The following is a 26,713-nucleotide window of genomic DNA, read 5'->3' as shown; positions in this document are numbered from 1 at the left end:
TGTTGAGTTCTCAAACAACACACCACACCAGCCACACCAACCCACCAGGGCCAGCACCACCGGGGCAACCTCTCCAACTTACACCCTGCGAAGCTCGTCCGTCAAATCGACCAGATCGCTCTTCTGTGGATGTGCCCGCTTCAGCGACGCGCACTCGAGGTGCGCTGCTCGTGGGGGCCACCCGTGGGACCGGCCCGCGTCTCGCGGTCCGTTCCTCCCGTCCGGGTGTGAAGAAGACATTACGGGAGGATGTCGGATCGGGCAAATCGGCGGAACCATGCGGATCGCGCCGAGGCCGGGACTACCGCCAGCGGCCCGTCGAGGGCCCGTTCAGTGCGACTTTCCGGCGTCCTGCCGCCGATCCTCTGCTGGCGTCGAGTCACTCCGCCCGCACCCGCGCTGCCGAGCGCGAGGGTCGGGGCCTTCTGTGGCCTGCGTCACCGCCTTGGCGGCTCGCCGTCGAGCAACCAGCCGTGCGTCACCGCCTTGGCGCTCGCCGTGGAGCAGCCAGCCGTGCGTCACCCCAGTCAGCCGCGCCTCACCGCCTCACCGCCGCGCCGGCACGGCGTCGGGCGGCCGTCGTCGGCTCGTTGCCCCGGCGGCTCGCCGTCGGGTCAGCCGAGGATGGCGCCCTTGGAGGCGGACTGGACGAGCTTCGCGTACTTGGCGAGGACGCCACGCGTGTAGCGCGGCGGCAGCGGCGCCCACCCGACCGCGCGCTCGGCGATCTCCTCCTCGGGCACGAGGAGGTCCAGGGTCTTGTTCGCGACGTCGAGCCGGATCCGGTCGCCGTCGCGCACGTAGGCGATCGGTCCGCCGTCGACGGCCTCCGGCGCCACGTGGCCCACACACAGGCCGGTCGTCCCGCCCGAGAACCGGCCGTCCGTCAGCAGCAGGACGGTCTTGCCCAGGCCGGCGCCCTTGATCGCCCCCGTGATGGCGAGCATCTCGCGCATCCCGGGGCCGCCCTTGGGGCCCTCGTACCGGATCACCACGACGTCGCCATCGGTGATCGTGCCGTCCTCGAGCGCGTCGAGCGCCGCGCGCTCGCGGTCGAACACCCGAGCGGTACCCACGAAGACGTCTTCGTCGAAGCCCGCCGACTTCACCACCGCCCCCTCGGGGGCCAGCGAGCCGTGCAGGATCGTGATGCCGCCCGTGTGGTGGATCGGGTCGTCCATCGCCCGCAGGATCTTGCCGTCCGGGTCGGGCGGCGCGATCGAGGCGAGGTTCTCGGCCACCGTGGCCCCGGTGACCGTGAGGCAGTCCCCGTGCAGGAGGCCGGCGTCCAGCAGGGCCTTCATGATCACCGGGACGCCACCGATCCGGTCGACGTCGTTCATCACGTACCGGCCGAACGGCTTGAGGTCGCCCAGGTGCGGCACGCGCGAGGCGACGCGGTCGAAGTCGGCCAGCGTGAGCTCGACCTCCGCCTCGTGCGCGATCGCCAGCAGGTGCAGCACCGCGTTGGTGGACCCGCCGAACGCCATCACGACGGCGATGGCGTTCTCGAAGGCCTCCTTCGTCATGATGTCGCGTGCGGTGATGCCGCGGCGCAGGAGCTCGACCACCGCCTCGCCCGACCGGTGGGCGTAGGTGTCCCGGCGGCGGTCCGGGGACGGCGGCGCCGCCGACCCGGGGATCGACATCCCGATCGCCTCGGCGACCGAGGCCATCGTGTTGGCCGTGTACATGCCGCCGCAGGCGCCCTCACCGGGGCAGATCGCCCGCTCGATCCGGTCGACGTCCTCGCGGCTCATGAGCCCGCGCGCGCACGCGCCGACCGCCTCGAACGCGTCGATGATCGTGACGTCCTTCTCGGTGCCGTCGGACAGCTTCACCCAGCCCGGCATGATCGAGCCGGCGTACAGGAACACCGAGGCGAGGTCGAGCCGGGCGGCGGCCATGAGCATCCCCGGGAGCGATTTGTCGCAGCCCGCGAGCAGCACCGAGCCGTCCAGCCGCTCGGCCATCATCACGGTCTCGACGGAGTCGGCGATGACGTCCCGGCTCACGAGCGAGAAGTGCATCCCCTCGTGACCCATCGAGATGCCGTCCGACACCGAGATCGTGCCGAACTCCAGCGGGTAGCCGCCCGCCGCGTGGACGCCCTGCTTGACCGCCTGTGCCAGGCGCTGCAGCGAGAGGTTGCACGGCGTGATCTCGTTCCACGAGCTCGCGACGCCGATCTGCGGCTTCGCGAAGTCCTCGTCGCCGAGCCCGACGGCGCGCAGCATGCCTCGAGCGGCCGTCGCCTCCAACCCGTCGGTGACCTGGCGCGAGCGCGGCTTGATGTCGATGTCGGAGGCGTCGGTGGCCGTCATGGCCTCACTCTAGGAGCCTCGTCCTCCCCCGATGCCGAACGCGAGGCCGCACACGACGCGAGGAGCCGCGCGGGCGGGCTTCCGCGCGTGCCGCACGCGCCGGCACTGCCCGGGTCCGCACGAGGGCGGCGAGGCACCGCCGAGGGTGCGCCTCGCCGTCGTGCGGATCAGCCGCGGCGGATGAGCGACAGGTCGCGCACCGCACCCCGGTCGGCCGACGTCGCCATCGCCGCGTAGGCCTGCAGCGCGCGCGAGACGTACCGTTCGCGCGTCAGCGGCTGCCACGGCCGCTCCGACGCCTCCATCTTGGCGCGGCGCTCGGCGAGCACCTGCGCGGGGACGTTGACCTGGATGAGCCGGCGCTCGACGTCGATCTCGATCTCGTCGCCGTCCTGGACCAGGCCGATCGTGCCGCCCGCGGCCGCCTCCGGGGACACGTGCCCCACCGAGATCCCCGACGAGCCACCCGAGAAGCGGCCGTCCGTGAGAAGCGCGCAGACCTTGCCCAGTCCGCGGCCCTTGAGGAACGACGTGGGGTAGAGCATCTCCTGCATGCCGGGACCGCCCGCGGGGCCCTCGTAGCGCACGACGACGACGTGACCGGGCTGGATCTGCTTGGCGAGGATCTTCTCCACCGCCTCCTCCTGCGACTCGCACACCACCGCCGTGCCGACGAAGTGGAAGACGTCGGGGTCGATGCCGGCGGTCTTGATCACGGCGCCGTCCTCGGCGAGGTTCCCGCGCAGCACCGCGAGCCCGCCCTCGACGGTGTAGGCGTGCTCGACGTCGCGGATGCAGCCGTTCGCGGCGTCCGTGTCGAGCGACTCCCAGCGGTTCGCCGTCGAGAACGCCTGCGTGGTGCGCACGCCCCCGGGAGCCGCGTGGAAGAGCGCGGCGGCCCGCTCCGTGGCCTTCCCGCCGCGGACGTCCCAGTCGTCCAGCCACGCCCGCAGGGTGGGGGTGTGCACGGACGTCACGTCGTGGTCCAGGAGCCCGGCCCGGTCCAGCTCGCCGAGCAGCGCCGGGATCCCGCCCGCGCGGTGCACGTCCTCCATGTGGAAGCTCGGGTGGTTCGGCGCGACCTTGGCCAGGCACGGCACCCGCCGGCTGAGCGCGTCGATGTCCGCGAGCGTGAAGTCGATCTCGGCCTCCTGCGCCGCGGCGAGGATGTGCAGCACCGTGTTGGTGGACCCGCCCATCGCGACGTCGAGCGCCATGGCGTTGGTGAACGCGGCGCGGGTCGCGATCGAGCGCGGCGCCACGGCGTCGTCCTCGTCGTCGTAGTACCGGCGCGCCAGCTCGACGATCGTGCGGCCCGCGTCGAGGAACAGGTCACGGCGCGACTCGTGCGTCGCGAGCGTCGAGCCGTTGCCGGGCAGCGACAGCCCGAGCGCCTCGGTGAGGCAGTTCATCGAGTTCGCGGTGAACATGCCCGAGCACGAGCCGCACGTCGGGCATGCGCTCTCCTCGACCTTGGCGAGGGCGGCGTCGCTCACGCCGTCGTCGGCCGAGTAGTTGATCGCGTTGACCAGGTTGAGCGGGGTCTGGGCCACGCCGTCGACCACCACCGCCTTGCCTGCCTCCATCGGGCCGCCCGAGACGAAGATCGTCGGGATGTTCAGCCGCAGCGCCGCGTTGAGCATGCCCGGGGTGATCTTGTCGCAGTTCGAGATGCACACGAGGGCGTCCGCGCAGTGCGCATTCACCATGTACTCGACGGAGTCGGCGATGAGGTCGCGGCTCGGAAGCGAGTAGAGCATCCCGCCGTGCCCCATCGCGATGCCGTCGTCGACGGCGATCGTGTTGAACTCCTTCGACACCCCGCCGGCCTCGCGGATCGCGGAAGCCACCAGGTCGCCCATGTCCTTGAGGTGCACGTGGCCCGGGACGAACTGCGTGTAGGAGTTCGCGATCGCGACGATCGGCTTGCCGAAGTCCTCCGAGCCCATCCCCGTCGCGCGCCAGAGGGCGCGGGCGCCGGCCATGTTGCGGCCGTGGGTCGAGGTCGCCGAGCGCAGCGGACGGCTCATCGCGGGTGTCTCCTTGCAGCGTGCGGGGGGTTCGGGCGGTGCGGGAACGCGTCCCACGACCGCTTCGCACGCTACGCCTGCGTTCCGCCATGTGGGCGGTTCGGGCCGCATGGTGAGACCACGAGGGTCCGTCAGCCGGGCACCACCCAAACGGCGCGCAGCGCCGGCAGGCCGAACGCGGCGCCTCGTTCGGCGTCGTCGCCGTGCGGCACGGTCGCGAGCTCGAGGAGCGCCGAGGCCTCGTCGCGCAGGGCCACGGCCACGTGCGTGCCGGGCACGACGCCCTCCTTGGCGAGCCGCTGCAGGAGCTCGGGCTCGGCGTCGGACACGCGCGTGACCACCCCGCACGCCCCGGCGTCGAGCTCGCTCACCTGCCGCGCCTCGGGGATGGTGATCTCGCCGTCGGCGGTCGGGATGGGGTCGCCGTGCGGGTCGTGCGTGGGGTGGCCCAGGTGCTCGTCGATGCGCGCGACGAGGAGGTCGGACATCGCGTGCTCGAGCACCTCGGCCTCGTCGTGCACCTCGTCCCAGCCGTAGCCGAACGTCCGCACGAGCAGTGTCTCGACGAGGCGGTGGCGGCGCACCACGGCCAGCGCCGCGAGCCGGCCCGCGTCGGTGAGGGCGACCTGCCCGTAGCGCGCGTGGTCGATCAGCCCGGCCTCGGCGAGCCGCCGCACGCCCTCGCTCGCGGTCCCCGCGGTGACGCCGAGGCGCTGCGCGAGCTGCTTGACCGACAGCGGGGCGCCCGACCACTCCCCCGCGTTCCAGACCGCCTTGAGGTAGTCCTGCGCGACGGCGGACAGCGGCGGGCTCACGCCGCCGGCCCCCGCGTCGGCGGCCACCGGGTCAGCCGTTCACGCGCTCGAGCACGAGCTCGCGCACGCGCCCGGCGTCGGCCTGGCCGCGGGTCGCCTTCATCACGGCGCCGATCACGGCGCCGATCGGGCCGAGGTTGCCGGACCGGATCTTGTCCGCGATGTCGGGCTGCGCCGCGAGCGCCGCGTCGATCGCCGTGAGCAGCGGGCCGTCGTCGGACACGACCTCGAGGCCGCGCGCCGCGACGACCGCCTCGGGGTCGCCCTCGCCCGCCAGCACGCCCTCGAGCACCTGACGGGCGAGCTTGTCGTTGACCCGGCCCGAGTCGACCAGCGCCTGGAGCGCGGCGACCTGGGCGGGCGTGATCGGCAGGTCCTCGAGCGGCGTCTCGGTCTGCGCGCCGACTCGGGAGAGCTCACCCATCCACCACTTGCGCGCCGCGGCGGGCGTCGCGCCCGCGGCGGTCGTCGCCTCGATGAGGTCGAGCGCGCCGGCGTTCACGACGTCACGCATCTCCGCGTCCGCGAAGCCCCACTCCGTGACCAGGCGACGACGGCGAGCGGCCGGGAGCTCCGGCAGCGTCGCCCGGACCTCCTCGACCCAGGCGGGGTCGGGCGCGAGCGGGACGAGGTCGGGCTCGGGGAAGTAGCGGTAGTCCTCGGCGTCGGACTTCACCCGACCCGCCGAGGTGCTGCCGTCACCCTCGTGGAAGTGGCGCGTCTCCTGCACGACGCGGCCTCCGCCGTCGAGCACCGCGGCCTGCCGCGCGACCTCGTACCGCACCGAGCGCTCCACGCTGCGGAAGGAGTTGACGTTCTTGGTCTCGGTGCGCGTGCCCAGCGGCGCCTGCGGCGAGGGGCGGAGCGACACGTTGACGTCGGCGCGCACGTTGCCGCGCTCCATCCGGGCCTCGGACACGCCGAGGGTGCGGAAGATATCGCGCAGCGTGCGTACGTACGCCGCGGCGACCTCGGGGGCGCGCGCGCCGGTGCCGAGGATCGGGCGGGTGACGATCTCCACGAGCGGGATGCCCGCGCGGTTGTAGTCCACGAGGGAGTACTCCGCGCCCTGGAGGCGGCCGTCGTGCCCGCCGACGTGGGTGTTCTTGCCCGCGTCCTCCTCCATGTGCGCGCGCTCGATCTCCACGCGCACGACCTCGCCGTCGGCCAGCTCGACGTCGAGCCAGCCGTCGTAGGCGATCGGCTCGTCGTACTGGGAGGTCTGGAAGTTCTTCGGGAGGTCCGGGTAGAAGTAGTTCTTCCGAGCGAACCGGCAGGTGCGCGCGATCGTGCAGTTCAGCGCGAGGCCGATCTTGACCGCGTACTCCACGGCCGTCTGGTTGAGGCTCGGCAGCGCACCGGGCAGGCCCAGCGACACGGGCGTGACCTGCGTGTTCGGCTCCGCGCCGAAGGTCACGGGTGCTGCGTCGAACATCTTCGTCGCCGTGCCGAGCTCGACGTGCACCTCGATCCCGAGGACGGGGTCGTAGCGCGCGACGGCGTCGTCGAAGTCCACCAGCTGCGTGCTCATCGCGCCACCTCCGGGATGCGGTCCAGGACCGGTCCCTCGGACCGGGCGAGCAGGGTCTCGGCCGCGGCGCCCACGCGGTAGAGGCGGGCGTCGGCCCGCGCGGGCGCAAGGATCTGCAGCCCGATCGGGAGGCCGGCGTCGTCCAGGCCGTTCGGCACCGAGATGCCGGGCACGCCCGCGAGGTTCGCCGGGATGGTCGCGACGTCGTTGAGGTACATCGCGAGCGGGTCGGAGAGCTTCTCCCCGAGCCGGAACGCGGTGGTCGGCGCGGTGGGCGAGACGAGGACGTCCGCCGCCTCGAACGCGGCCGTGAAGTCCCGCTGGATCAGGGTGCGGACCTTCTGCGCGCTGCCGTAGTAGGCGTCGTAGTAGCCCGCCGAGAGCGCGTAGGTGCCCAGGATGATGCGGCGCTTCACCTCGCTGCCGAAGCCGGCGCCACGCGTCGCGGCCATCACCCGTTCGGCCGTCACGGGGCCCTCGGCAGGCTCGACGCGCAGGCCGAACCGCATGCCGTCGAACTTCGCGAGGTTGCTCGAGGCCTCGGCCGGGAGGATGAGGTAGTAGGCGGCGAGCGCGGCCTCGAACGACGGGCAGGACACCTCGACGACCTCGGCGCCGGCCGCGGTCAGCGCCGCGACGCTGCGCTCGAACGCCGCGCTGACCTCGCGCTGGTAGCCCTGCGCGTCACCGCTGCCGCCGAGCTCGCGCACGACGCCGATCCGCACGCCCGTAAGGTCGCCGGACAGGCCCTGCCGGGCGGCGTCGGCATACCCGACCGCGGGCTCGGGCAGGCTCGTGGAGTCCAGCGGGTCGTGCCCACCGATGACCTCGTGCAGCAGCGCGGCGTCGAGCACGGTCCGCGTGCACGGGCCGGCCTGGTCGAGGCTGCTCGCCAGGGCGACGAGGCCGTACCGGGACACCGAGCCGTACGTCGGCTTCACGCCGACGGTGCCCGTGACGGCGGCGGGCTGGCGGATCGAGCCGCCGGTGTCCGTGCCTATCGCGAGCGGCGCCTCGAACGCCGCGAGCGCGGCCGCCGAGCCGCCGCCGGACCCGCCGGGGATGCGGTCCAGGTCCCACGGATTGCGGGTGGGCCCGTAGCCGGAGTGCTCCGTGCTGGAGCCCATCGCGAACTCGTCCATGTTGGTCTTGCCGAGCATCGGCAGACCCGCCTCGCGCAGCCGCGTGACGAGCGTCGCGTCGTACGGGGGCAGCCAGCCCTCGAGGATGCGCGAGCCGGCCGTCGTGGGGGTGCCGCGGGTGACGACGACGTCCTTGACCGCGATCGGCACGCCGGCGAGCTCGGGCAGGTCCTCCCCCGCGGCGCGGCGCGCGTCGACCGCGCGGGCCTGCGCGAGGGTGTCCTCGCCGTCGACGTGGAGGAAGGCGTGCACGGCGGGGTCGACGTCGGCGATCCGGTCCAGGTGCGCGGTGGCGACCTCGACGGCGGACACCTCGCCCGCGCGCAGCAGCGCGGCGAGGTCGGCCGCGGAGCGGCGGGTCAGCGAGCCGGTCGGCGAGCTGGTCGAGTCGGTCATGTCACTCCTCCCCGAGGATCTGCGGGACGGCGAACCGGCCGTCCTCGGCTGCGGGCGCCTGGGCGAGCACCTCGTCGCGGTCGACGACCGCGCCGGGGACGTCGAGGCGCCACACGTTCGTGAGCGGGATCGGGTGGCTGGTGGCCGGGACGTCGTCGGTGGCGAGCTCGCTGACGCGCTCGACGGCGTGCGCGATGACCTCGAGCTCGACGGCGAACCGGGTCAGCTCGTCGGGCGTGAGGTCGATCCGCGCGAGCGACGCAAGGCGCGCGATCTCGTCGGAGGAGAACGTGGGCATGCCCCGATCCTAGGGCGTGTGGGGTCGCCACCGGCCCGGCGGGACCCGGCCGACGCGGGTGGCGACGGCGCCCGCCGACGGGAGTTCGCCGTCGTGCGCGCCGGCGCTCGTCGTTCCGGCGGCGAGCGCGTCACGCGAGGGCGCGCACCGCCGTCGTGAGCGCGGCGATGCCGAGGCCGAGGTCGTCGGGCGAGACGTACTCCGCGGGGTGGTGGGAGATCCCGTCCGGGTTGCGCATGAAGATCATCGCGACGTCGGTGACGGCGGCGACCGCCATGCCGTCGTGCCCGGCGGGGCTGAAGAGGGTCGGCACGTCCTGCGTCTGCACCGCGTCGACGCCCTCGCGCGCGGCGTCCAGCAGCCGCTCCGAGCAGAACACCGCGGGCGCGGCGTGGATCTCCTGCAGGCGGTACCGCAGCCCGCGGCGCTCGCTGACCTCCTCGAGCACGCCGGTCAGCGCGTCGATCGTGTCGTCGCGCTCGTGGTCGTGCCGCGCGCGCATGTCCACCGTGAACGTCGCCGTGCCGGGGATGACGTTGACGGCGCCGGGCGCCACCTCGAGCCGGCCCACCGTGCCGATCACCTGGCGCTCCAGGCTCAGGCGCTCGACGGCGACGACGGCCTCGGCCGCCCCGAGCAGCGCGTCATGGCGCTCGTCGAACGGCGTGCCGCCGGAGTGCCGGGACTCCCCGAGCACCTCGACCTGGAACCGGCGCGCCGACGCGATCGACGAGACGACGCCGAGGGGCACATGCGCGCGGTCCAGCGTCGGGCCCTGCTCGATGTGCACCTCGAGGTAGCCCACGAGGTCGCGGTTCGCGTACGAGGCCGCGCCGATCCGCTCGGGGTCGAGCCCGAAGTCGAGGAAGGCGCGCTCCAGGCTCACGCCGTCGGCGTCCTCGAGCGACCACCACGCGTCCTCCCACGTGCCCGCGAGCGCACGGCTGCCGAGCAGCGCGTGGCCGAACCGGGTGCCCTCCTCGTCGCCGAACCCGACGACCTCGAGGTCGAACGGCATGCTGCCGGCGAGCTCACCGGCCACCTCGATCGCCGCCATGACGCCCGCGACGCCGTCGAACCGGCCCGCATCGGGGACGGTGTCCAGGTGCGAGCCGAGCACGAGACGCGGGCGGTGGGAGCCACGCTCACCCGTGGTGCCGTGCAGGTTGCCCGCCTCGTCGACCCAGATCCGCAGGCCGGACTCGCGCATCCAGCCGGCGACCAGCATGGTCGCCTGACGGTGCTGCGGCGTGAGGTAGAACCGGTCCACCCGGCCGGGCACGGCGGTGACGGCCGCGAGCGCCTGGCACCGGTCCCACGCCCGCCGGCCGCGGCGCTGGCCGACCATCGCCGGGGCATTCACGCGTGCCCCCCGACGGTCGCCACCTCGGCAGGACGCTCGGCGTAGACGGCGAGCGCGGCGTCGACGCCGGCGCCCGAGGGTGCGGTGTGCCCCGCGCGGCGCAGCACCTGCTCGAGCGCCGCGAGCGTGGTGAGCACGGCGTCCTTACGGGCGTTGACGCCCATCGTGCCGATCCGCCAGACCTTGCCGTGCAGCGGCCCGAACGACGTGCCGATCTCGATCCCGAAGTCCGCGAGCAGCGCGGTTCGCACGCCGTCGGCAGGCACCCCGGCGGGGATCTCGACGGCGACGACGTTGGCCATCCGATGCGCCTGGTCGCCGTACAGCGCGAGCCCGAGCGCCGCCAGCCCGGCGGCCATCGCGTCCCCCGCGGCGCGGTGCCGTGCGATCACCGCGTCGCGGCCCTCCTGCAGGATCACGCGGGCGCACTCGCGCGCCGCGTAGAGCATCGACGTCGCCTCGGTGTGGTGGTTGAGCCGCCGCGGACCCCAGTAGTCGATGATCTGCGCGAGGTCGAGGTAGTTCGAGGCGATCCGCCGGCTCGAGGTCTCCTCGCCCGGCTCGCGGATCCCCGCCTCGACGCTGCGGCGTGCGTCGATGACCTCGGTGGCGCGCGGGGAGATCGTGATCGGCGCGGACCCGGGCGGTCCCGCGAGGCACTTCTGCAGCCCGGCGGTCACCACGTCGAGCTCCCAGGCGTCCGTCTCGAACGGGTTGCCGCCGAGGGAGGCGGTCGCGTCGACGTAGAGCAGCGCGCCGTGCTCGTGCGCGATCGCGCCGAGCTCCTCCAGCGGCTGCGCGATCGTCGTCGAGGTGTCGCCGTGCACGACGGCGAGCACGGCCGGCCGCACGCGGGCGACGGCCTCCCGCACCGCCGAGGCGGGCACGGCCTGGCCCCACGGCGCCTCGACCTGGTGCACCCGCGCGCCGCACCGCTCGGCGATCTCGCTCAGCAGGTGGCCGAACCGGCCGAAGACCGGCACGACGACGTCGTCACCCGGCTCGAGCAGCGACACGAGCGCGGCCTCGATGCCCGCGCGGGAGGTGCCGTCGACGAGCATCGTCCACTCGTTCTCGGTGGCGAACACCTGCCGGTACAGGCCCATCGTCTCGGTCATGGTCGCCGTCATCCACGGGTCGTACTGCCCGACGAGCGGGGTCGACAGGGCGCGCAGCACCCGCGGGTCGGCGTTCACCGGACCCGGCCCCATGAGGAGGCGGGCTGGCGGGTCGACGGGCAGGGCGGCGGTCATCGGGGCTCCTTGTCGCCGGGTGCGGCGGCTGGGTCGGGGGCTGGGTCGAGGTTCGGGTTGGGGGCTGGGTCGGGGCTTCGGTCGGGGGCGGGACCGGGATCGTCGGTGCCGACCACGTGCTGCTCGACGGCGAGCGCCCGCGCCCAGGTCGCGGCGAGCGCGACGAGCGCGGCGTCGTCGCCCGGCGCGCCGAGGAGGCCGAGGCCGAGCGGGAGCTCGCCGTCGTGCAGGAGCGGTGCGGACACGGCGGGCAGGCCGCCGACGCTCGCGACGCTCGTCAGAGCGAGGGTCGCCGCGCGCACGTCGCCGAGCGGCTCGCCGAGCCGCGGTGCGCCGCTGGGGGCGCTGGGCAGCACGAGGACCGCGTCGGCCGCGAGCGCGCGCAGCCCGGCGCGCAGCTCGGCGAGCCGCTCGTGGGCGGCGGCCACATCGCCCGGGCTGAGCGCCGCCGCGGCGGCGAACCGCTCCGCGACGTCCGCGCCGAGCGCGCCGGGGTGGGTGCAGACCCAGGGACCGTAGGTCGCCCACGCCTGCGCACCCTGGACGACGCGGAACGTCTCGCGCAGCTCCTCCGCCTCGGGAAGGCGTACCGGCTCGGCCTCGCCGAGCGCGCCGAGCGCCTGCAGCCGCGCCAGCGCGTCGCGGAAGGATGCCACGGCGCCGGGAGTGAGCAGGCGGTCGAGCTCCTCGGGGACCACGACGCGGGTCGGCAGGACACGGGCGGGAGCGTCGGCGTCGGGCAGGCCCGCGGCGAGGACGCGCGCCAGCGTGGCCGCGTCGCGGGTCAGCCACCCCACGGTGTCGAACGCCTCCGCGAGCGGCGCGAGGCCCGCGGTGGGCACGCGGCCGAGCGTGCTGCGCAGCCCCCAGAGCCCCTGGTAGGACGCCGGGACCCGGATGCTGCCGGCGGTGTCGGTCGCGAGCCCGACGTCGGCCTGGCCCAGCGCGACGGCGGTCGCCGGGCCCGACGACGAGCCGCCGGGCAGGTGGCCGGGCGCGGTCGGGTTCGGGGGCGTGCCGTAGTGGACGTTGGCCCCGGCGAGGCTGTAGGCGAACTCGTCGGTCGCGGCGATCCCGACGATCGCGGCCCCGGCCGCGCGCAGCCGGGCGACGGCGTCCGCGTCCCGGGCCGCCGGCGTCGCCTCGGCCCAGACGGCCGGGTTGCCGCTGCCGCGGCGCTGGCCTGCGACGTCGAACAGGTCCTTCACCGCGACGCGCAGCCCGTCGAGCACGCCCGGCCGGGTCGGCGGCACGAGCGGGTCCCCGACGGCGCGCCAGACCCGGCGGTCCAGCGCGGCAGGGCGGGGGCTGGCGTGGGCCGCGGCGATCCGCCAGCCCGGGAGGGCGGGCGACGCGCCCGACGATGCGGCCGACAGAGTGTCGGATCCGGTGCGCCGCCACAGCTGCGTCTGCAGCCCCCGGCCGCCGGCGTCGAAGTGCGACACGCTCACCACAAGCACCACGTCCGGGGTGATCGGCCGCAGCTCGACCCGGCCGATGCGTCGGCTCGCGACGCCGCCGCGCGCGGTGCGGAACCGCGCGATCTCGTCCGCCCCGACGAGCAGGCCGGCGCCGTCGCCGCGCATCGTCGCCTCGCCCGGTTCGAACGCCTCGGCCAGCGCGGCGGTGTCGTCGGCCGCGAGCGCACGCTCGTACGCCTCGAACGCCTCGCGCAGGCCCGCGGGCCACGCCTGCCCCACCCCGTCGACGGCCGAGTCGGCTGCGCCACCCGCGGCGCCCGTGGCGCCGTGCCCGTGCGGACCGCCGCCCGACGCGTCGAGGCGAGCGACGCCGTCGTGCCTCACGAGGCGACCTCCGCGGAGGCGAGGTGCCGCGGGGTGGCGGGCTCGCCGTCGGGCAGGTGCACCTTGGGGATCACCGCGTGGGCGCCGCACACGCGGTCCACGACCTGCGAGACGCGGACGTCCACCGCGGCGGAGAGGTAGGCGAGCGCGAGGTGCGGCGCCATGCCGTACCGCGCGCCGAGGAAGTCGATCGCCTCGCGCACGCACGCCCGCACCGCCTCGTCGAGGTCGGGGTCCATGCCCGTGGGGACGAACGCCTCGGGCGTCTCGACGAACGGCACGCGGCGGTCGCCGTACTCGGCCAGGGCGCGCGCCCGCGGCAGCACCTCGACCCGCAGCGTCACGCGCAGCGACGCCTCGAGTGCGGTGAGCGCGACCTCGCCGTCGCCCTGAGCGAAGTGCGGGTCGCCCACGTACAGCCCCGCGCCCGGCACCTGCACGGGCAGGATGATGCTCGCGCCGACCCGCGCGAGGCGGATGTCGATGTTGCCGCCGTGCGGCCCGGGCGGGACCGAGTGCAGCCGGCCGCCCTGCGCGGGCACGACCCCGACGAGCCCGAGGAACGGGTCGGTCGGGAAGCGCACGGCGGGCGGTCCACCGTCGGCGAGGGGCATCGAGGCCAGCCCGGCGTCGTCGACGGGGGTGAACACGCTGACGTCGCGCGGGCCCTGCGGGAACTCCCCCGGCAGCGCGCCGCGGCCGTGCCGGTTGGACACGACGCCGTACGGCACGCGCGGCAGCGCCTCCAGCAGCGTCACGCGCAGGAGGTCGCCCGGCTCCGCGCCGCGGACCCCGATCGGGCGCGAGACGACGTGCGGACCGTCGAGCTCCGGGTCGCGCGTCAGCTCGCGGGCGAGCACGACGGCGTCGCGCAGCACACCCTCGACGCCCACCCCGTGCGCGCCGAAGTACGCGAGCGGGTCCGAGCCCTGATCCGGCAGCAGGCCCTCGTGGCTCACGGTGTCGATCGTGAGGACGGCGCCGTCCTCGAGGTCGAGCACCGTGGGATCGTCCACGCCGGGGAGCCTCCCCCACAGCGTCGTGCCGGGGTCGGCCGTGAGGTAGGTCGACGACGCGACCGGACCCGTTCCGGGCTGTAGGACCTCCACGCGCGCCTTCCTCTTCGTTCGTGTCGTCGACCGGGTGGTTGCGCCGGTGGTTCAGCCGGCGTTCTGCGGGTGGTGCGTGCGCCGGTCGCGGTCGTCCCGTCGCTCCACACGCGGTACGTCGGGCCCATGTCAGGCCCATGTCGGGCGGTGTGCCGGCCGGTGCCGGGACGGGCGCTGCGGCCGGTCCCGCCAGGCTAGGTGCGGACGAGGCGCCGCCGCCGGTGTTAAGCCATAGGTTTACACACTCGTAACGGCGACGCCGCGCAGTCGGCCCGGTCGAGCCCCGCTGAAGGGGTCGGGCGCGCCCGCGTCGTAGACCACCTCGCCCGCCACCCACGTGCGCCGGACGACGCCCGCGAGCTGCGCACCGTGGTAGGCCGACACCGCGTTGCGGTGCTGCAGGCGTGCCGCGTCGACCCGCCAGGTCTCCTCCGGCGCCAGCTCGACGAGGTGGGCGCGCGCGCCGACCTCGATCGCGCCGACGTCGGGCAGTCCGGCGATGCGCGCAGGCCCGGACGCGCACCGGGCCACGACCGTCGCGAGGTCGATCCCCCGCGCCCGGGCCGCGGTCCACGTCGCCGCGAACGCCACCTGGAGCGAGGAGATGCCGCCCCACGCGAGGCCGAAGTCGCCGCCGCCGCGCCGCTTGAGGTCGGGGGTCGACGGCGAGTGGTCGGACACCACCGCGTCGATCTCCCCGCTCGCCACCGCCGCCCACAGCGCGTCGCGGTTCGCCGCGTCGCGGATCGGCGGGCAGCACTTGAACTCGGTGGCGCCGTCGGGGATCTGCGCCGCGTCGAAGGAGAGGTAGTGCGGGCAGGTCTCCACCGTGACCCGCACCCCGCGCTCGCGCGCCGCCCGCACGAGCGGCAGCGACGCCGCGTCGGACAGGTGCAGCACGTGCACCCGAGCGCCGTGTCGCTCCGCGGCCGCGAGCACGCGGGCGATCGCGGAGGCCTCGGCGCGCGGCGGCCGCGAGCGCAGGAACGGCTCGTAGGCCACGCCGAGCGCGCCGTCGCCGGCCAGGTGCGCCGGGTCCTCGGCGTGCACGACGGCGAGCAGGTCCAGCTGCCCGCACTCGGCCATGAGCGCGTCGACCTCGGCCTCGTCCAGGTGCGGGAACTCGGGCACGCCCGACGGCGAGGTGAACGCCTTCACGCCGAGCACACCCGCGTCCCGCAGCGCGCGCAGGTGGCCGAGGCTCTCGGGCACCGCACCACCCCAGAAGCCGACGTCCACGAGCGGACGCCCGACGGCGGCCACCTTCACTGCGAGCGCGTCCGGCGAGATCGTCGGGGGCAGCGAGTTGAGCGGCATGTCGACGATCGTCGTCACGCCGCCCGCCGCGGCGGCGCGCAGCGCCGTCGCGAAACCCTCCCACTCGCTGCGGCCCGGGTCGTTGACGTGCACGTGGCTGTCCACGAGGCCGGGCAGGAGCACCGCGTCGTCGGGGACGTCGACCACCCGAACCCCGGGCGCGCCGGGTCGTCTCGCCTTCGCCGCGTCCCCCTCCGGGAGCTCCGCCGGGTGCGCCGCTGGATCCGCCGCTGGATCGGCCGCTGGATCCTGCGCGGGAGCCCAGGGCAGCACCGCCACGATGCGGCCGCCTGCGACGTGGATCGCGGCGGAGGTCCAGCGACCCTCGACGAGGGCGCGTCGGGCGCGGACCACGAGATCGGGCGCGACGGGGTGGTGGGACGGGGCAGGCGGGGAGGCGGAAGGCACGCGTCATTGTGGCAAACGTGTTCACCGGTGCTTTAACGCACTGGTTACACGGCAGAAACCGGCACCGTCGCCTTAACCCATAACTTAACGACGTCAGGTGCCGGCCGACCGAACGGGAGACCATGACGATCGACGAGTTCAACGCGCTCGACGGCGACGGCGCCACAGCCCTCGTGCTCACCGCGGCCGCGGTGCCCACCTGGGCGTCCGCCGTCGTCGCACGGCGCCCCTACCCCGACGTCGCCGCGCTGCTCGCCGCCGCGGACTCCCTCGCCGAGCACTGGGCGCAGCCCGAGGTCGACGCCGCGCTGGCCGACCACCCCCGGATCGGCGAGCGGCCGCACGGGTCGGGCGCCGCGGCCGACCACTCGCGCCGCGAGCAGGCCGCGGTCGGCACGGCCCCGGACACGGTGCGCGAGCGGGTCGCCACGGGCAACCGTGCCTACGAGGAGCGCTTCGGGCGCATCTTCCTCATCCGCGCGGCGGGCCGCAGCCCTCGGGAGATCCTCAACGAGCTCGAGCGCCGACTCACGAACGACCCGGCCACCGAGGTCGCCGAGGTCGCCGACCAGCTGCGCGAGATCACCCGGCTGCGCCTGGCGGGAGCGTTCGCATGACGCGCTCCCACGTCACGACGCACGTGCTCGACGCGGCGACGGGACGTCCCGTGGCGGGCGTCGCCGTCGTGCTCCTCGGCCCCGACGGCCCGATCGCCGAGGCGGCGACCGACGGCGACGGCCGCGTCGAGCGGCTCGGTCCCGACCTCCTGCCCGCCGGGGTCTACGAGCTGCGCCTCGAGACGGGCGCGCACTACGACGCGCTCGGCGTCGACCACGTGCACCCGCGCATCACCCTCCACGTCCGGATCGACGGCGACCCGGGTCAGCACTGGCACCTGCCCGTCCTCCTGAGCCCTTTCGCCTTCACCACCTACCGAGGGAGCTGAGCATGACCACCACCACCCCGGCCGCCACCGTGCGGCCTGAGGACGAACGGCTGAGCCCGGGCAGGACGCTCGGCTACGGCCTCCAGCACATCCTCGCCATGTTCGGCGGGGTGATCTCCGTCCCGCTCATCATCGGCGGCGCGGCGGGGCTCTCGGGCCCCGAGCTCACCCTGCTCGTGGCGAGCGGCCTGTTCCTGTCCGGGGCCGCCACGATCCTGCAGACGCTCGGCGTCCCGTTCCTCGGCGCGCAGCTCCCGCTCGTCCAGGGGATCTCCTTCGCGGCCGTCTCCACGATGACCGCGATCATCGGCAGCACCGGCGGTGGGACCGAGGGGCTGCGGCACGTGTACGGCGCGATCGTCGTCGCGGCGGTCGTCGGCTTCGTGATCGCACCGTTCTTCGCCCGGATCGTGCGGTTCTTCCCGCCCGTGGTCACGGGCACGATCATCACCGTGATCGGGCTCTCGCTCATGCCGGTCGCGGCGCGGTGGATCACCGGTCAGGAGATGATCACGGTCGACGGCGAGCGGGTCCCGAACGAGAGCTTCGGCAACCTGCGGGACATCGGCCTCGCGATGTTCACGCTCGCCGTCGTGCTTGTCCTGGCGAAGATCAAGGCGACGTCGCGGCTCGCGGTGCTGCTCGGCCTCGTGGTCGGCACGGTCGCGGCGCTGATCATCGGGCGCTCGTCGTTCTCGGCGCTCGGCGACGCGTCGATCCTCGGCTTCCCCACGCCCTTCGCGTTCGGCATGCCGATGTTCGAGGTCGGGGCGATCATCTCCATGACGATCGTCGTGCTCGTCATCATGGTCGAGACGACGGCGGACATCCTCGCCGTCGGCGAGGTCGTCGGGACGAAGGTCGACTCCCGACGCGTGGCCGACGGCCTGCGGGCCGACATGCTGTCCTCCGCCGTCGCCCCGGTGTTCAACACCTTCCCCGCGACCGCGTTCGCCCAGAACGTCGGGCTCGTCGCGCTGACCGGCATCAAGAGCCGGTTCGCCGTGGCCGCGGGTGGTGCCGTGCTCCTGCTGCTGGGGCTGTCGCCAGTGCTGGCCGGGGTGGTCAACCTCATCCCCGGCCCGGTCCTCGGGGGCGCCGGCATCGTGCTGTTCGGGACGGTCGCGGCGAGCGGCGTCCGGACGCTGTCGAAGGTGGACTACCAGGGCAACAACAACCTCGTGATCGTCGCCGTCGCGCTCGCGTTCGGCGTGATCCCCGTGGTGGTGCCGACGTTCTGGGACCAGTTCCCCACGTGGTTCGTCACGATCGCGCACTCGGGCATCTCGGCGGCGGCGATCGTCTCGGTGCTGCTCAACCTGTTCTTCAACGTCCTGCTGCCGGGTCGGCCGAAGGACCCCTCCGTCATCGCCGCGGCGCCGCCGCTCATGGTGCAGGCCGAGGAGGCGCGTGTCCTGGCCGACGGCGGCACCGTCCCGGACGACATGGAGCAGCCCACGAAGGCCGCGCCGACCGTCTGACGCGTTCGGGGACGGTCGCGCGTCGCGGTCGGGGCCGCAGGCGGCCGGTGGTCGGTCGGTGATCGGCCGGTGGTCGCCGCACCCGCCCCCCGATCGACTCCCACGCACGACTCAGCGCCGAGGGCCCGGGATCTCCCGGGCCCTCGGCGCTCGTGCGCCGGTCAGCGCTTGACGGCGAGACGGCGGATGCGACGGCGGATGCGACGGCGGTGCAGGAACCAGCCGATCACGAGCCCCACGCAGGGCTGTCACCCGCAGGGTTGTCACCGGCCGGCGCGGTGACGAACCGCACGGCCGCACCGGGTCGCAGCTGTGCCAGGCGGGCGAGACCCGCCGAGGTGAGCACGGCCGCGACCGGGTAGCCGCCGGTGAGCGGGTGATCTGGTCCGAACACGACCGGCCGCCCCGACGGCGGGACCTGCACCGCGCCGGCCACGAGCCCTTGGGAGGGCAGATCGGCCGGGGCGCGCGTCGCGACGGCCGGCCCGTCGAGGCGGACGGCGACGCGGTTGGCCTCGTGACTCACGATGTACGCGGAGTCGAGCATCGCGTCCCAGGCGCCCGGCGCCAGCAGCTCCGGTCGCGGCGGCGGGAGCACGGGCAGCTCCGCGACGCGGCCGGGCGGCGCTGCCGCGTCCGGCGTGCGCCGCGTGGGCTCGGGAGCTCCCGCCCTCGAGTCGCCCGCGGGTCGGACGCTTGTGCCGCTCTTTGGGACAGCACCGGCATCCGCACTGCGATGGGCACCGGCACCGGCATCGGCACCGACACCGGCACCGACACCGGCATCGGCACCGGCACCGGTGCGCGCGGTGCCCCGGGCCGCGGTGCGCGAGTCGCAGCCGACGTGGCGGTGCGCACGGTGGGCGCGACCCACTGTCAGCACGGTCCCCGCTGCGAGCGGCTCGGGTCCGAGCCCGGCGAGGGTGTCGCGAGCACGCGAGCCGACCACCGGCGGGACGTCCCAGCCCCCAGCGACCGCCACCCAGCAGCGCAGGCCCGCGGAGGCGGGTCCGACCTCCAGGCGAGTGCCGGCGGGCACCACGATCGCGCGTCCGCTCTCGACGGCGAGCCCGTTCACCCGCACCGGCACCGCCGGACCGACGACGGCGAGCACGACCGCGCCGTCGGCCCTGAGCACCAGCGGGCCCAGCAGGACCTCGAGCGTCGCGGCGCCCTCGTCGTTGCCCACGAGCGCGTTGGCGGTGCGGTGCGCGTCGACGTCGAAGGCGCCCGACGGCGCGACGCCCACGTCGGCCCGGCCCGCGCGGCCGAGGTCGGTCACGATCGTGAGCGGCCCGGGCGCGAGCACCTCGACTGCCGTCGACCTGCCACCTGCCGTCGACCTGCCACGGGTCGGGTCCGGGCAGACCGCCACCGGGCCGCTCTTCGTCGCCGGAGGCGCGCCTCGGTGGGCCACGGCGCCGCCCGACGAACTGCCCGCCGAACCGTCCGCCGAGTCCACCGGCAGGGCCGCCGCCGAGCGGGGCACCGCGTCCGGCACGAAGGACACGGTGTCACCCGGGCGGACGAGGGCCGGCTCCGCGCGGGTCGGGTCGAACAGCGTCACCTCGGTGCGACCGAGCAGGTGCCAGCCGCCCGGGCTCTCGCGCGGGTAGACGGCGGTGTAGCCGGCCGCCAGCGCCACGGCGCCGCGCGGGACGCGCTTTCGCGGCTCGGACCGCCGGGGGACCACGAGCTCGACGGGCACGCCCTCGAGGTAGACGAAGCCGGGCGCGAAGCCCGCGAACGCCGCCGTGTAGCGCGGCGCGCTGTGCCGCGCCACGACCTCGCCCACGCTCAGCCCGAGGTGCGCCGCCAGCGCGGGGAGGTCCTCGCCGTCGTACGTCACCGGGATCTCGACGTGCCGCCCCGGCGTGCCGCTCTCGGGCGCGGGCGTGCCGAGCGCGGCGAGTCGCGCCGCGACGAGTGCGGTGGCCTCGGGCAGGGCGACCCGCACGAGCAGGGACGACGCCGCGGGGACGACGTCCTCGACGTCGGGCAGCTCGCGCGCGAGCGCGCCGAGCGCACGCGCGTGCGCGGCCGTGGGCACGTCGACGAGCAGGGCAGCCTCGCCGTAGGGGCGCACCCGCGGGCGTCCGGTGCCCTCGGTGCGCGCGATGACCCCGCCGCACGCCCCGGCCCCCGCGGGAGTCGCGTCCCCAGCGGGCGCCGAGGGTCCGGGAGGCGCCGTCGGCCCGCCTGGATCGCCCTGGCCGGTGGGCCCGGTCGCAGCGGTCACGAGGCGTCGAGCACCGGCTCGAGGCGAAAGCCCGCCGCCTCGAGCCCGGTCCGCGCCGCCCGCGCGAGTGTCAGCGCGCCCGGGGTGTCGCCGTGCACGCAGACGGTGCGCGCGTGCGCGGCGAGGCCGGCCACGCGGGCACGCACCTCCTCGGGCTCGGTCAGCACGGCGCCCGGTTCACCGCGCGGCACGAGCGTGCCGTCGGCCCGGGCCGCGCGGTCGGCGAACGCCTCGGGCACGACGGCGACGCCCACCCCCGCGGCCGTCGCCCGTCGTGCCAGCACCGACCCGGGCAGGGCGAACACGGGCAGGGGCGCCGCGAGCGCGGTCGCGGCGACCGCGAGGACGACGTCGGCGACCGCCGGGTCGACCATCGCGGTGTTGTACAGCGCGCCGTGCGGCTTGACGTACCGCACCGTCGTGCCGACGTCCGCCGCGGCGTCCGCGAGCGCGCGCACCTGGTCGGTGAGCTGCGCCTGCAGGACCCGGGCCTCGACGTCGAGGCTGCGTCGGCCGAAGTGCTCGCGGTCGACGTAGGACGGGTGGGCCCCGACGGCGACCCCGCGCTCGCGCGCGCGGGTGAGCGCCAGTCGCATCGAGACGGCGTCGCCCGCGTGCCCGCCGCACGCGATCGACGCGCTCGTCACGACGTCGAGGATCGCCTCGTCGTCGCCGGCGCCCTCGCCCAGGTCGGCGTTGAGGTCGATCCGCGGGGCGTCCGTCGCGTCGGTCACGGCGTCTCGTTCCGCCGCAGCAGCGCCAGCAAGGCCTCGGCGTAGGCGTCGGGCGCGGAGGGCGCACGGTAGGAGCCGCTGCCGAGCGCACTCGCGGTGCGCACGAGGTACTCCCCCGCGTCGCGCTCGAGCGAGATGAACTGGTGGTCGAGCGCCTCGCGCAGCTGGTCCTCGCGCGGGAGCCAGAGCGTGTCCTCGACGGCCGCGGAGTCCAGCGCCCACTCGGTGGTGCCGTTGAAGGCGAGGATCGTCCCGCTGAGGTACTCGCGCGGCTCGATGGTGAGCTCGGAGACGACGAACGTCTCGCCGTCGAGCTCGCCCCCCGGGATCATAAACACGTCCCCGGACCGCGGCGTCCAGCGCAGTCCGGACGCGGCGAGGGCGCGGGCCAGGTCGGGAGAGATCATCTCCGCAGTATGGCCCGCGCCCTCGCGCGCGACTGATTCGGCGGGCTCCGGCGGGTGGTTCCCGCATCGGGCGACGCCGCGGGGTGCCCGCCGTCCAGCGCCAGGGCGTCAGTGCGCCGCGACCGCCTCCCCGCGCGCCACCATGCCTGCGGTGTCGGAGAGCTTGACCTCCTTGAGGAACAGGGCCGCGACCAGCCCGACGAGCACGAGCGGCACGAGGTACCAGAAGCTCGGCGCGAGGGCGTTCGTGTACGCGTCGACGATCTGGGTGTGCAGCGGCTCCGGCAGCTGCGCGACCGCCGACGGCGTGAGCGACCCCGCGCTGTCGCCCCCGTCCTGACCGGCGGGCAGCACCGCGAGCAGGTTCGACGTGAGCTTCGTGGTGAAGATCGTCGAGAAGAGCGCGGTGCCGACCGCGGCGCCGATCTCGCGGAAGAAGTTGTTCGAGCTCGTCGCGACGCCGATCTCGTGCGGGTCCACCGAGTTCTGCACGGCGAGCACGATCGTCTGCATCGTGAGGCCGAGCCCGACGCCGAGGACGAAGATCATGGCGCCGAACAGCACCATCGACATGTCACCGGTGATCGTGGTGAGCCACACCATGCCGGCGGCCGTGATCGCGAGGCCGACGATCGGGAACAGCTTGTAGCGCCCGGTCTTCGTGATCGCGAGGCCCGAGCCGATGGCGGTGAGCATGACGCCGACCATCATCGGCAGCATGAGGAAGCCGGACTCGGTCACCCCCGCGCCGGTGGACATCTGCAGGAACGTCGGCAGGAACGCGAGCGCCGAGAACATGCCCATGCCCATCACGAGGCCGATGATCGTGGCGACCGTGAACGTCGAGTTGCGGAAGAGCCGCAGCGGGATGAGCGGGTCGGTCGCGCGCAGCTCGACCACGATGAACAGCGCGATCGCGACCGCGGTGGCGACGACGAGCCCGATGAGGCGGCCGTCGCTCCAGTCGTAGCCGGAGCCGCCGACCAGCGACTCCCAGCTCGTCACGAGCACGATTCCGGAGGTCGCGAGCACCACGAGGATGGCGCCGAGGTAGTCGAACGGCTTGGAGTCCTTGTGGCTGGGAAGCTTGAGCGCGAACCAAGACACGACGATCGCGGCGATCCCGACCGGCACGTTGACCCAGAACGACCAGCGCCACCCCGGACCCTCGGTGAACCAGCCACCGAGCAGCGGGCCCACGACGGCGGAGATGCCGAACAGGGCGCCCATCGGACCCATGTACTTGCCGCGCTCGCGGGCCGGGACGATGTCGGCGATGATCGCCTGCGACAGGATGATGAGGCCACCGCCGCCGAGCCCCTGCACACCGCGCCAGGCGACGAGCTCGGGGAACGTCTGCGCGAAGCCCGAGCCCGCGGACCCGATCGTGAAGAGCGCGATCGCGACGAGGAACGGCCACCGCCGCCCGACGACGTCGCCGACCTTGCCGTAGAGCGGCATCACGACGGCGATCGCGAGGATGTAGGCGGTGATCAGCCAGCCCTGGTGCTCCACGCCGTCGAGCTCGCCGACGATCGTGGGCATCGCGGTGCCAACGATCGACTGGTCGAGCGAGGAGAGGAACATCGACGCCATCAGGGCGCCGAAGATGATCCAGATCGTGCGCTGGGTGAGGACGACGGGCGCTCGGCCCGCGTCGTGCTCGACGAGCGCCGGAGTCGGCTCGGTCATGGTGCTCCCTGTGCTTCCTGCTGGTGGATGGTGCCGCCCGCCAGGCGCCGGACCTGGGCGAGCACGTGGGTGACGGCGTCCTCGGGACTGCCGAAGACGCCCGGGGCGTGGTGGGGCGCGCAGCGCACGACGGCGGAGCCCGCCTCGGTCGCGGGAGTCGCGTCGGGCGGGGGGTCGCCGGGCGCGTGGTGGCCCGGCGTCGCGTCGCCACGCCAGGTGAGGACCGCGGCGCGGAACATGGCCACGACCGTGGTCGCGGTGACGACGGGGTCCACGCCGCTGGGACGCACCTCCTCGCGCCGGGTGATCAGGTCCTGCAGGGCGCGGCGCTGGGTCTCCATCCAGGCGAGGTGCCGCACGAGCAGCTTGGGCTCGGAGTGCACGAGCTCGAGCAGCTCGGCCAGCTCGTCGCGACCCTCCTCGTCCTGCGCGAGGATCTCGGCGACCAGCCGGCCGCAGTCCTCGAGCAGGTCGCCGGTCGGGCCGCCGGCCGCGAAGGCCTCGCGCGTCTGCGGGGCGCCGATGGCGGTGTCGACCGGGACGCCGAGCACGGCGTCCTCCTTCGTGGCGAAGTAGTTGAAGAACGTCCGGGGTGACACGCCGACGACGTCGCAGACGTCCTCCACCGTGACCCCGTCGAGGCCGCGCTCCCGCACGAGGCGACGTGCGGCGTCGACGAAGGCGTCGTGACGGGCGGCCTTCTTGCGGGCGCGGAGCGTGGGCACCTGGAGATTATTGCACCCACTGCAAATGTGCAGCGACCGCAGGGTGGGTGACGTGCCTCACCCTCAGGAGGACGCCAGGGACGCGCCGTGGTGCGCGACGCGACCGGCCCCCCTCAGGCGTCGTCCGCCGCGGGTTCGTCCGCGGCCGCGTCGTCCGCGACCGCCTTGTCGGCACTCTTCGGCGTCGCGGACTCGTCCTGCTCGGCGTCCGCCTCCTCGACAGGACCCGGGATGGCGTCCCGGCCCCGTGCCAGGAGGTCCCCGAACGCCGACTGGTCGAGGATCGGCAGGCCGAGCTCCCGCGCCTTGGCCTCCTTCGACCCCGCGCCGGGGCCGAGCACCACGACGTCGGTCCGCTTCGACACCGAGCCGGCCGCCTTCCCGCCACGGGCCAGGATCGCCTCCTTGGCCTCGTCGCGCGAGTACCCCTCCACGGCCCCGGTCACCACGACGGTGAGCCCGGCGAGGATGCCGCCCTCCCCCGGCGCGGCACCCGCGCCCGGCCCGGGGTGGCCCGGTGTCGCGGTCCGCACGCCGTCGCGTTCCCAGTTCCGGACGATCTGCTCGTGCCAGGGAACCTCGAACCACTCCCGGAACGAGGCCGCGATCACGGGACCCACGCCGTCGACCGCGGCCAGCTCCTCCTGGCTGGCCGCACGCATGGCCGTGAGCGAGCCGAAGTGCGCGGCGAGCGCGCGGGCCGCCACCGGTCCCACGTGGCGGATGTTGAGCGAGACGAGCACACGCCACAGGTCCTTCGTCTTGGCTCGGTCCAGCTCGTCGAGCAGGGTGAGCGCAGCCGCCGACGGGACGAACTCGGGCAGGGCCTCGCCGGCGGCCTCCGCCTGCGCGCGCCGCGCCTTCGAGTACGTCACCTTCCGGCGGAACGGCGTGCGGACGCGGACCTCCCCGGACTCTTCCCGACGCGGAAGCCCGGTCTCCGGGTCCCGCACGATCGCCACGACGGGCATGAGCGTGTCGAGGCTGCGCTCCCGGACCCGGCTGCGGGTCTCCTCGTCCGCGTCCGCGGGGTATCCGACGAGCGCGAACAGGTCGGCCTCGTTGTGCAGGGGTGGCTGCGCCGGAGACTCCGGCTGGGTGAGCGCGGCCGCGGTGACCTCTCCGAGAACCTCGATGTCCAGCCCGCCGCGCGAGCCGATGTGCCCCAGCCGGCCCCGCACCTGGGCGGCGCAGGTCTCGGCGTTGGGACAGCGCAGATCGACGTCGCCCTCCTTCATCGGACGCAGCTCGGTGCCGCACACCGGGCAGCTCGTCGGCATCTGCCAGTCCGTGCGCGGGTAGTCGTCGTCCGGCGCGGCGGGCGCCGGGCCGAGGATCTCGGGGATCACGTCGCCCGCCTTGCGCAGCACGACCATGTCCCCGGGCCGAACCCCCTTCGCCCGGACGACGTCCTGGTTGTGCAGCGTGGCCTGGCGCACGGTCGACCCCGAGACGAGGACCGGCTCCATCACGCCGAACGGCGTGGCGCGGCCCGTGCGCCCGATCCCGACCTCGATGGCGAGGAGCCTGGTGTACACCTCCTCGGGCGGGTACTTGAACGCGATCGCCCAGCGTGGAGTGCGGGAGGTGAACCCGAGCCGGCGCTGGTCGGCGAACGCGTCGACCTTGATCACGAGGCCGTCGATCTCGTGGCGGAACCCGTGCCGGTCCTCGCCGACCTGCTCGATCCGGCGCGAGACGTCGGCCAGGTCGTGCGCCGGCTCGGTGTACGGCGAGATCGGCAGGCCCCACGACGCCAGGAGCCGGTAGGTCCCCGAGAGCGAGTCCGGCGCGTCCTCGCCCGGGTCCGCGACGCCCCAGTCCAGCGCCCCGAGCCCGTGCACGTACATGTCGAGCGGTCGGGAGGCCGTCACGGCCGGGTCCTTCTGGCGCAGCGATCCCGCCGCAGCGTTACGCGGGTTCGCGAAGGGAGCCTTGCCGGCGGCGACCTGCGCCTCGTTCACCGCCGCGAAGCCCTCGACCGGGAAGAAGATCTCCCCGCGCACCTCCACCACCGCGGGATGGGCGTGCGGATCACCCGCGAGCTCGTGCGGGATCGAGCCGATGGTGCGCACGTTCGCGGTCACGTCCTCGCCCGTCACACCGTCACCGCGCGTAGCGGCACGGACCAGGCGCCCGCGCTCGTAGGTGAGCGCGATGGCGAGGCCGTCGATCTTGAGCTCGGTCAGGAGCCGGGGTGGCGCCTCGAGCACGCGCAGCGCCCGGTCGTACCAGGCGGCGATCTCCTCGGCGGAGAACGCGTTCTCGAGCGAGTACATCGGTTCGAGGTGACGCACGGCCGAGAACGTCGCCGACGGCGCGCCGCCCACCACCTGGGTCGGGGAGTCCGGGGAGCGCAGGGCCGGAAAGTCCTGCTCGAGGGAGATGAGCTCGCGCATCATCGCGTCGAACTCCGCATCGCTGATCGTCGGCGCGTCGTCCTCGTAGTAGGCGGCCCGGGCGGCCCGGATCTCCTCCGCGAGCGCCTCCCAGCGCTGCCGGGCCTCCGGCGGCGTGGGGTCGGCGGGGACGGTGGGCTGGCTCGTCATGGGGCCATTGTGACCCGAGCCTGCGACATCCCCGCCGCTGCGATCCAGCGCAGATCGACCACGTCCAGACCCGTGGCCACTGCGATGTGCTGGAAGTCGTGGCCGCGGTGGGCCACCCCCGTCGCATGGCGCAGCGCCACCGCCGCGAA

20 protein-coding genes are annotated in these 26,713 nt (G+C 74.4%); 3 read left to right on the top strand and 17 right to left on the bottom strand.

Annotation, left to right across the window (positions count from 1 at the left end):
- Positions 1 to 614 precede the first annotated feature (614 nt).
- The 11 genes from ilvD (FH969_RS04525) to allB form a co-directional block, all read right to left on the bottom strand.
- Positions 615 to 2,324, bottom strand: a complete 1,710-nt coding sequence (gene ilvD / locus FH969_RS04525) for a dihydroxy-acid dehydratase (RefSeq protein WP_139986282.1) — start codon at positions 2,322 to 2,324, stop codon at positions 615 to 617.
- Positions 2,325 to 2,491: 167 nt separating this feature from the next.
- The gene (gene ilvD / locus FH969_RS04520; RefSeq protein WP_139986281.1) at positions 2,492 to 4,354 is read right to left on the bottom strand and encodes a dihydroxy-acid dehydratase; all 1,863 of its coding nucleotides are present in this window, start codon (positions 4,352 to 4,354) and stop codon (positions 2,492 to 2,494) included.
- 131 nt (positions 4,355 to 4,485) lie between these two features.
- Positions 4,486 to 5,196 (bottom strand): metal-dependent transcriptional regulator, encoded by a 711-nt coding sequence (locus FH969_RS04515; protein ID WP_281285331.1) that lies wholly within the window; start codon positions 5,194 to 5,196, stop codon positions 4,486 to 4,488.
- A gap of 4 nt (positions 5,197 to 5,200) precedes the next feature.
- Positions 5,201 to 6,700 (bottom strand): Asp-tRNA(Asn)/Glu-tRNA(Gln) amidotransferase subunit GatB, encoded by a 1,500-nt coding sequence (gene gatB / locus FH969_RS04510; RefSeq protein WP_139986280.1) that lies wholly within the window; start codon positions 6,698 to 6,700, stop codon positions 5,201 to 5,203.
- Positions 6,697 to 8,238, bottom strand: a complete 1,542-nt coding sequence (gene gatA, locus FH969_RS04505; RefSeq protein ID WP_139986279.1) for an Asp-tRNA(Asn)/Glu-tRNA(Gln) amidotransferase subunit GatA — start codon at positions 8,236 to 8,238, stop codon at positions 6,697 to 6,699. Before gatA ends, gatB begins: the two co-directional genes overlap by 4 nt.
- A gap of 1 nt (position 8,239) precedes the next feature.
- Complete coding sequence (gene gatC, locus FH969_RS04500; protein ID WP_108717858.1) at positions 8,240 to 8,536, bottom strand: Asp-tRNA(Asn)/Glu-tRNA(Gln) amidotransferase subunit GatC; 297 nt, start codon at positions 8,534 to 8,536, stop codon at positions 8,240 to 8,242.
- A gap of 130 nt (positions 8,537 to 8,666) precedes the next feature.
- A complete protein-coding gene (locus tag FH969_RS04495; protein ID WP_246071701.1) occupies positions 8,667 to 9,899 on the bottom strand; it encodes a Zn-dependent hydrolase in 1,233 nt (410 codons plus the stop codon).
- Complete coding sequence (locus tag FH969_RS04490; RefSeq protein WP_246071700.1) at positions 9,896 to 11,152, bottom strand: pyridoxal-phosphate-dependent aminotransferase family protein; 1,257 nt, start codon at positions 11,150 to 11,152, stop codon at positions 9,896 to 9,898. Before FH969_RS04490 ends, FH969_RS04495 begins: the two co-directional genes overlap by 4 nt.
- Positions 11,149 to 12,957, bottom strand: coding sequence for an AtzH-like domain-containing protein (locus FH969_RS04485; RefSeq protein ID WP_246071699.1), 1,809 nt, complete (start codon positions 12,955 to 12,957; stop codon positions 11,149 to 11,151). The genes FH969_RS04490 and FH969_RS04485 overlap by 4 nt, the downstream gene beginning before the upstream one ends.
- Positions 12,954 to 14,066 carry an acetamidase/formamidase family protein gene (locus tag FH969_RS04480; RefSeq protein WP_139986278.1) on the bottom strand — a complete coding sequence of 371 codons (1,113 nt, stop codon included), beginning with the start codon at positions 14,064 to 14,066 and terminating at the stop codon, positions 12,954 to 12,956. Before FH969_RS04480 ends, FH969_RS04485 begins: the two co-directional genes overlap by 4 nt.
- A gap of 237 nt (positions 14,067 to 14,303) precedes the next feature.
- The gene (gene allB, locus FH969_RS04475) at positions 14,304 to 15,791 is read right to left on the bottom strand and encodes an allantoinase AllB (RefSeq protein ID WP_246071698.1); all 1,488 of its coding nucleotides are present in this window, start codon (positions 15,789 to 15,791) and stop codon (positions 14,304 to 14,306) included.
- A gap of 122 nt (positions 15,792 to 15,913) precedes the next feature.
- Between allB and uraD the strand changes: the two genes are divergently transcribed.
- From uraD to FH969_RS04460, 3 genes are read left to right on the top strand one after another with little or no spacing between them, the layout of a single operon-like run.
- The gene (uraD, locus tag FH969_RS04470; protein WP_139986277.1) at positions 15,914 to 16,408 is read left to right on the top strand and encodes a 2-oxo-4-hydroxy-4-carboxy-5-ureidoimidazoline decarboxylase; all 495 of its coding nucleotides are present in this window, start codon (positions 15,914 to 15,916) and stop codon (positions 16,406 to 16,408) included.
- A complete protein-coding gene (gene uraH / locus FH969_RS04465) occupies positions 16,405 to 16,737 on the top strand; it encodes a hydroxyisourate hydrolase (protein ID WP_139986276.1) in 333 nt (110 codons plus the stop codon). The genes uraD and uraH overlap by 4 nt, the downstream gene beginning before the upstream one ends.
- A gap of 2 nt (positions 16,738 to 16,739) precedes the next feature.
- The gene (locus tag FH969_RS04460; RefSeq protein ID WP_139986275.1) at positions 16,740 to 18,218 is read left to right on the top strand and encodes a nucleobase:cation symporter-2 family protein; all 1,479 of its coding nucleotides are present in this window, start codon (positions 16,740 to 16,742) and stop codon (positions 18,216 to 18,218) included.
- A gap of 226 nt (positions 18,219 to 18,444) precedes the next feature.
- On the opposite strand, the gene FH969_RS04455 is transcribed toward FH969_RS04460, so the two are convergent.
- From FH969_RS04455 to ligA, 6 genes are all read right to left on the bottom strand, one after another.
- Complete coding sequence (locus tag FH969_RS04455; RefSeq protein WP_139986274.1) at positions 18,445 to 20,457, bottom strand: 5-oxoprolinase subunit B/C family protein; 2,013 nt, start codon at positions 20,455 to 20,457, stop codon at positions 18,445 to 18,447.
- Entirely contained in the window at positions 20,454 to 21,191 is a 738-nt protein-coding gene (gene pxpA, locus FH969_RS04450) for a 5-oxoprolinase subunit PxpA (RefSeq protein WP_139986273.1), read from the bottom strand. Before pxpA ends, FH969_RS04455 begins: the two co-directional genes overlap by 4 nt.
- Complete coding sequence (locus FH969_RS04445; protein WP_139986272.1) at positions 21,188 to 21,598, bottom strand: pilus assembly protein CpaE; 411 nt, start codon at positions 21,596 to 21,598, stop codon at positions 21,188 to 21,190. Before FH969_RS04445 ends, pxpA begins: the two co-directional genes overlap by 4 nt.
- Before the next feature lie 108 nt (positions 21,599 to 21,706).
- Entirely contained in the window at positions 21,707 to 23,290 is a 1,584-nt protein-coding gene (locus FH969_RS04440; protein WP_139986271.1) for an MDR family MFS transporter, read from the bottom strand.
- Positions 23,287 to 24,015 carry a TetR/AcrR family transcriptional regulator gene (locus FH969_RS04435; RefSeq protein ID WP_139986270.1) on the bottom strand — a complete coding sequence of 243 codons (729 nt, stop codon included), beginning with the start codon at positions 24,013 to 24,015 and terminating at the stop codon, positions 23,287 to 23,289. The genes FH969_RS04440 and FH969_RS04435 overlap by 4 nt, the downstream gene beginning before the upstream one ends.
- A 113-nt stretch (positions 24,016 to 24,128) precedes the next feature.
- Positions 24,129 to 26,564 (bottom strand): NAD-dependent DNA ligase LigA, encoded by a 2,436-nt coding sequence (gene ligA, locus FH969_RS04430; protein WP_139986269.1) that lies wholly within the window; start codon positions 26,562 to 26,564, stop codon positions 24,129 to 24,131.
- Positions 26,565 to 26,713 lie beyond the last annotated feature (149 nt).

The sequence above is a fragment of the Miniimonas arenae genome (genome assembly GCF_006351005.1).
In the GTDB taxonomy this organism is placed as follows: Bacteria; Actinomycetota; Actinomycetes; order Actinomycetales; family Beutenbergiaceae; genus Miniimonas; species Miniimonas arenae.
The sequence above is the reverse complement of the archived record's forward strand: the minus strand, read 5'-3'. Positions and strand labels throughout refer to the sequence as shown.

Excerpts from the sequence above, each read along its gene's own strand:
- ilvD (WP_139986282.1), bottom strand. The coding sequence starts at position 2,324 with ATGACGGCCACCGACGCCTCCGACATCGACATCAAGCCGCGCTCGCGC.
- ilvD (WP_139986281.1), bottom strand. The coding sequence starts at position 4,354 with ATGAGCCGTCCGCTGCGCTCGGCGACCTCGACCCACGGCCGCAACATG.
- gatB (WP_139986280.1), bottom strand. The coding sequence starts at position 6,700 with ATGAGCACGCAGCTGGTGGACTTCGACGACGCCGTCGCGCGCTACGAC.
- gatA (WP_139986279.1), bottom strand. The coding sequence starts at position 8,238 with ATGACCGACTCGACCAGCTCGCCGACCGGCTCGCTGACCCGCCGCTCC.
- gatC (WP_108717858.1), bottom strand. The coding sequence starts at position 8,536 with ATGCCCACGTTCTCCTCCGACGAGATCGCGCGCCTTGCGTCGCTCGCG.
- FH969_RS04490 (WP_246071700.1), bottom strand. The coding sequence starts at position 11,152 with ATGACCGCCGCCCTGCCCGTCGACCCGCCAGCCCGCCTCCTCATGGGG.
- uraD (WP_139986277.1), top strand. The coding sequence starts at position 15,914 with ATGACGATCGACGAGTTCAACGCGCTCGACGGCGACGGCGCCACAGCC.
- uraH (WP_139986276.1), top strand. The coding sequence starts at position 16,405 with ATGACGCGCTCCCACGTCACGACGCACGTGCTCGACGCGGCGACGGGA.
- FH969_RS04460 (WP_139986275.1), top strand. The coding sequence starts at position 16,740 with ATGACCACCACCACCCCGGCCGCCACCGTGCGGCCTGAGGACGAACGG.
- FH969_RS04445 (WP_139986272.1), bottom strand. The coding sequence starts at position 21,598 with ATGATCTCTCCCGACCTGGCCCGCGCCCTCGCCGCGTCCGGACTGCGC.
- FH969_RS04440 (WP_139986271.1), bottom strand. The coding sequence starts at position 23,290 with ATGACCGAGCCGACTCCGGCGCTCGTCGAGCACGACGCGGGCCGAGCG.
- ligA (WP_139986269.1), bottom strand. The coding sequence starts at position 26,564 with ATGACGAGCCAGCCCACCGTCCCCGCCGACCCCACGCCGCCGGAGGCC.